Here is a 3,858-nt window from a genome sequence, read left to right as displayed (position 1 = left end):
GCCAGGCTTTTCGGCGGCATGCTCCCCTGATCAGACCACGCTCGCTGCGGCCGCCCGCCCGGCGGCCCGCCCCGAGAAGATGCAGCCGCCGAGGAAGGTTCCTTCCAGCGCGCGGTAGCCGTGGAGGCCGCCGCCGCCGAAGCCGGCGGCCTCTCCCGCGGCATAGAGGCCGGGCACCGGCATGCCCGCTTCATCCAGCACGCGCGACGACAGATCGGTCATCAATCCTCCGAGCGATTTCCGGGTCAGGATGTTGAGCCGGACCGCGATCAGCGGGCCATGGGCCGGGTCGAGGATCCGATGAGGTCTCGCGGTGCGGATCAGCTTGTCGCCCAGATAGTTCCGGGTTCCGCGCAAAGCCGTGACCTGCAGGTCCTTGCCGAAGGGATTGGCGAGCGCCCGGTCGCGCGCTTCGATCTGTCCGCGCAGGTGAGTCTCATCGATCAACGTCTCGCCGACGAGCGCGTTCATGCGGGCCGCGAGGCGGCCGAGATCGCTCTCGACGATGAAATCCTCGCCCTTGTCCATGAAGGCCTGCACCGGGCCGGGAACGCCGCCGCCGGCGCGGCCGAGCACCTGCCGCCAACTCCTGCCGGTCAGATCGGGGTTCTGCTCTGAACCCGACAGCGCGAACTCCTTGGCGATGATGCTGCGGTTCAGCACGAACCAGGAATAGCCGTAGCCGGTCTTTATGATGTGCTCGAGCGTCGCGAGCGTGTCGAAGCCGGGGAAGAGCGGCACGGGCAGACGGTTGCCGAGCGCATCGAACCAGAGCGAGGAGGGCCCGGGCAGGATGCGGATGCCGTGGCGTGGCCAGATCGGCGCCCAGTTTGCGATGCCTTCGACATAATGCCACATCCGGTCGCCATTGATCAGCCGCCCTCCGGCCGCCTCTGCTACCCCGAGCATCGCGCCGTCGACATGATCGGGCACGCCGGAGAGCAGGCGCGAGGGGGGCCTGCCGAGCCGCGCGGGCCATTGCGCGCGGACGAGGTCGTGATTGCCGCCGATGCCGCCGGAGCTGACGATCACCGCCTGTGCTGTCAGACTGAAGGAAGCGGCGACGCCGCGCCCGCTCTTCTCGCCGCGAGCGACGCTGCTCGGCTCCAGGACTTCGCCCTCGACGCCCGCGATCGCGCCGCCACTTCGAGTGAGGCCGGTGACTCGATGACGGAAGCGGAACGACAGCGATCCCTTGTCCTGCGCTTCCCTGGCCCGGCGCAGAAATGGTTCGAGCACGCCGGGGCCCGTGCCCCAGGTCACATGGAAGCGCGGCACCGAGTTGCCGTGGTCAGTCGCCAGCCCGCCTCCGCGCTCGGCCCAGCCGACGACCGGGAACCAGCGCATGCCCATGGCATGCAGCCAGTTGCGTTTCTCTCCGGCGGCGAAGTCGAGATAGGCCTCGGCCCAGCGCCGCGGCCATTCGTCCTCGGAGCGGTCGAAGCCTGCCGAGCCGAACCAGTCATCCCCTGCCAAATCGCGGGAGTCGCGGATGCGCAGCCGCCTCTGCTCGGGGCTGTCGATGAAAAACAGCCCGCCAAGCGACCAGAAGGCCTGCCCGCCGAGCGACTGCTCGGGTTCCTGATCGAGCAGCACGACCTTGCGCCCGGCTTCCGCTATCTCGCAGGCCGCGGCGAGGCCGGAAAGTCCGGCGCCGACGATCGCTACATCGGTCTCGTGCTGCATGCGTCCCCCGGTCGTGCCGCCTCGGCCGGCAGCTTCGCGGGGAGTATGGCGGCGGTGCGGGGCTGGGCCAAGCTCGACACTGGTTGACCTTGCAGCCCGCTTGCGCGACGCCGTTAGGACAATGAGTCTGATGCATCAGTCCCGCGTTTTCCTTGGCGTCACCCGTTCGGTGCTCGGCCGCCCCTGGCGCGACCGGCTCGATATGGCCGGCCTCGGCCGGGCCGAGGCGCTGTCCCAGCACGAGGGGCTGTCCGACATCCTCTCGCGCCTGCTCGCCTCCCGTGGCGTCGAACCCGCCGATGCCACGCGGTTCCTCGAGCCGAAGCTGCGTGACCTGCTGCCGGATCCGGCGGTCCTCACCGATATGCAGCCCGCCGCGACGCGCCTGGCTCAGGCTGCGATCAAGGGCGAGCGAGTCGCGATCTTCGGCGACTACGATGTCGACGGTGCCTGTTCGTCGGCTCTGCTCGCGGGGTTCCTGGCGCAAGGCGGAGCGCGTCCGCGCATCCATATTCCGGACCGGCTGATCGAGGGCTATGGCCCCAACAGCGAGGCGATCCGCATGCTCGCGGGCGAGGGGGCAACCCTGCTCGTCACCGTCGATTGCGGCACGACCAGCGAGGAGCCGCTGGCGGAAGCACGGCGCCTCGGCCTTGGTGTCGTGGTGCTCGATCACCATCAGGCGCCCGAGCGCCTGCCAGCCGTCGAGGCCCTGGTCAATCCGAACCGGCAGGACGATCTCTCCGGGCTCGGCCATCTCTGCGCGGCCGGGGTGGTCTTTCTGGCGCTGGTCGCCACGAGCCGCGAATTGCGCCGGCAGGGTCATTGGGCGGCGCGCGGCGGGGAGCCCGATCTGCTGGCCGCGCTCGATCTCGTCGCGCTGGCGACCGTAGCCGACGTCGTACCGTTGCAGGGCCTCAACCGCGCCTTCGTGCGGCAGGGGTTGGCGATGATGCGCAGCCGGGCCCGGCCGGGCCTCGCTGCGTTGATGGACGTTTCCGGCCTCGATGGTCCGATCCAGCCCTGGCATCTCGGCTTCCTGCTCGGCCCGCGTATCAATGCCGGCGGGCGCATCGGGGATGCCGCGCTAGGCGCGCGCCTGCTGCTGAGCGATGACGAGGTCGAGGCGCGCGGCATAGCGGCCGAGCTCAACCGGCTCAATCAGGAACGGCAGGAGATCGAGCGGCAGGCGGTGCTGGAAGCCGTCTCTCAAGCCGAGCATGAGCTCGCCGGCATCGCCGACCTGCCGGTCCTGCTCGCTGGCAGTGCCGATTGGCACCCCGGCATCGTCGGGCTCGTGGCCGCTCGGCTGAAGGAGCGTTTCCGCCGGCCGGCTTTCGCACTGGCGTTGAACGGGGAGGGCGGCGCGACGGGCTCCGGCCGCTCGGTCGCAGGCGTCGATCTCGGCCGGGCCGTCCGCGCCGCCGTCGAGGCCGGTCTCGCGGTCAAGGGCGGCGGCCATGCAATGGCGGCGGGCGTTACACTGGCAAGCGGACAGGCTGCGTCGTTTCACGCCTTCCTGAACGACCATCTCGCGCGCGAGGTCGGTGCCGCGGGTGAGGCCGAGGCGCTGCTGATCGATGCCGCGCTCAGTGCCGGCGGAGCCAGTCCGCGCCTCATCGCCGAGATCGAGAAGGCGGGTCCTTTCGGGTCCGGCAGCCCCGAGCCGGTCTTCGTCTTTCCGGCTCACCGCCTGACGGACGCGATGGAGATCGGCAGCGGTGGTCATATCCGCATCAAGCTACGCTCCGGCGATGGTGCGAGCATTGGCGGAATCGCCTTCCGTGCTGCGCAGGAGCCCCTGGGGCAGGCCTTGCTGGCGGCGCGGGGCGAGACGGCGCATCTTGCCGCGACGCTTTCGCTCAATCGTTGGGGCGGCAACGAGACGGCGGAGCTGCGCATCCTCGATCTCGCTCGCCCGGTCTGACCGGAGTTGTTCACATTTCTTGTGAACGGGTGCTTGCGGAGCGGCGGGGCTGCCACTATACCTCGCCCCGCTTCGGCACGAACCCACGCGGTTCGGGGCAAAGCGGTCTTCGTCTATCGGTTAGGACACCAGCCTTTCACGCTGGGAAGACGGGTTCGATTCCCGTAGACCGCGCCACCTTCATGGGATGGCCGAGCATTGTAAGCATCTCCATGTTCAGTCTGGCGATGCAGGATGGTCGCCGA

Annotated in this window: 2 protein-coding genes and 1 tRNA gene; 2 read left to right on the top strand and 1 reads right to left on the bottom strand. The window is 69.3% G+C overall.

The features are described 5' to 3' along the window. Positions 1 to 30 precede the first annotated feature (30 nt). Positions 31 to 1,686 (bottom strand): FAD-binding dehydrogenase, encoded by a 1,656-nt coding sequence (locus ACIPIA_RS11880; RefSeq protein ID WP_400509727.1) that lies wholly within the window; start codon positions 1,684 to 1,686, stop codon positions 31 to 33. A gap of 130 nt (positions 1,687 to 1,816) precedes the next feature. Between ACIPIA_RS11880 and recJ the strand changes: the two genes are divergently transcribed. Together recJ and ACIPIA_RS11870 are read left to right on the top strand one after the other, a co-directional pair. Further along, positions 1,817 to 3,613, top strand: coding sequence for a single-stranded-DNA-specific exonuclease RecJ (gene recJ / locus ACIPIA_RS11875; RefSeq protein WP_400509725.1), 1,797 nt, complete (start codon positions 1,817 to 1,819; stop codon positions 3,611 to 3,613). Positions 3,614 to 3,715: 102 nt separating this feature from the next. Then, a tRNA-Glu gene (locus ACIPIA_RS11870) sits at positions 3,716 to 3,790 on the top strand. The last annotated feature ends 68 nt before the right edge of the window (positions 3,791 to 3,858 follow it).

This window comes from Allobosea sp. CER48 (assembly GCF_044752385.1).
Taxonomy (GTDB): Bacteria; Pseudomonadota; Alphaproteobacteria; order Rhizobiales; family Beijerinckiaceae; genus Allobosea.
This window is presented reverse-complemented; position numbering and strand designations above follow the sequence as displayed.

What these genes read in the sequence shown, in the direction of transcription:
- ACIPIA_RS11880 (WP_400509727.1), bottom strand. Translation starts at nt 1,686, where the DNA reads ATGCAGCACGAGACCGATGTAGCGATCGTCGGCGCCGGACTTTCCGGC.
- recJ (WP_400509725.1), top strand. Translation starts at nt 1,817, where the DNA reads ATGCATCAGTCCCGCGTTTTCCTTGGCGTCACCCGTTCGGTGCTCGGC.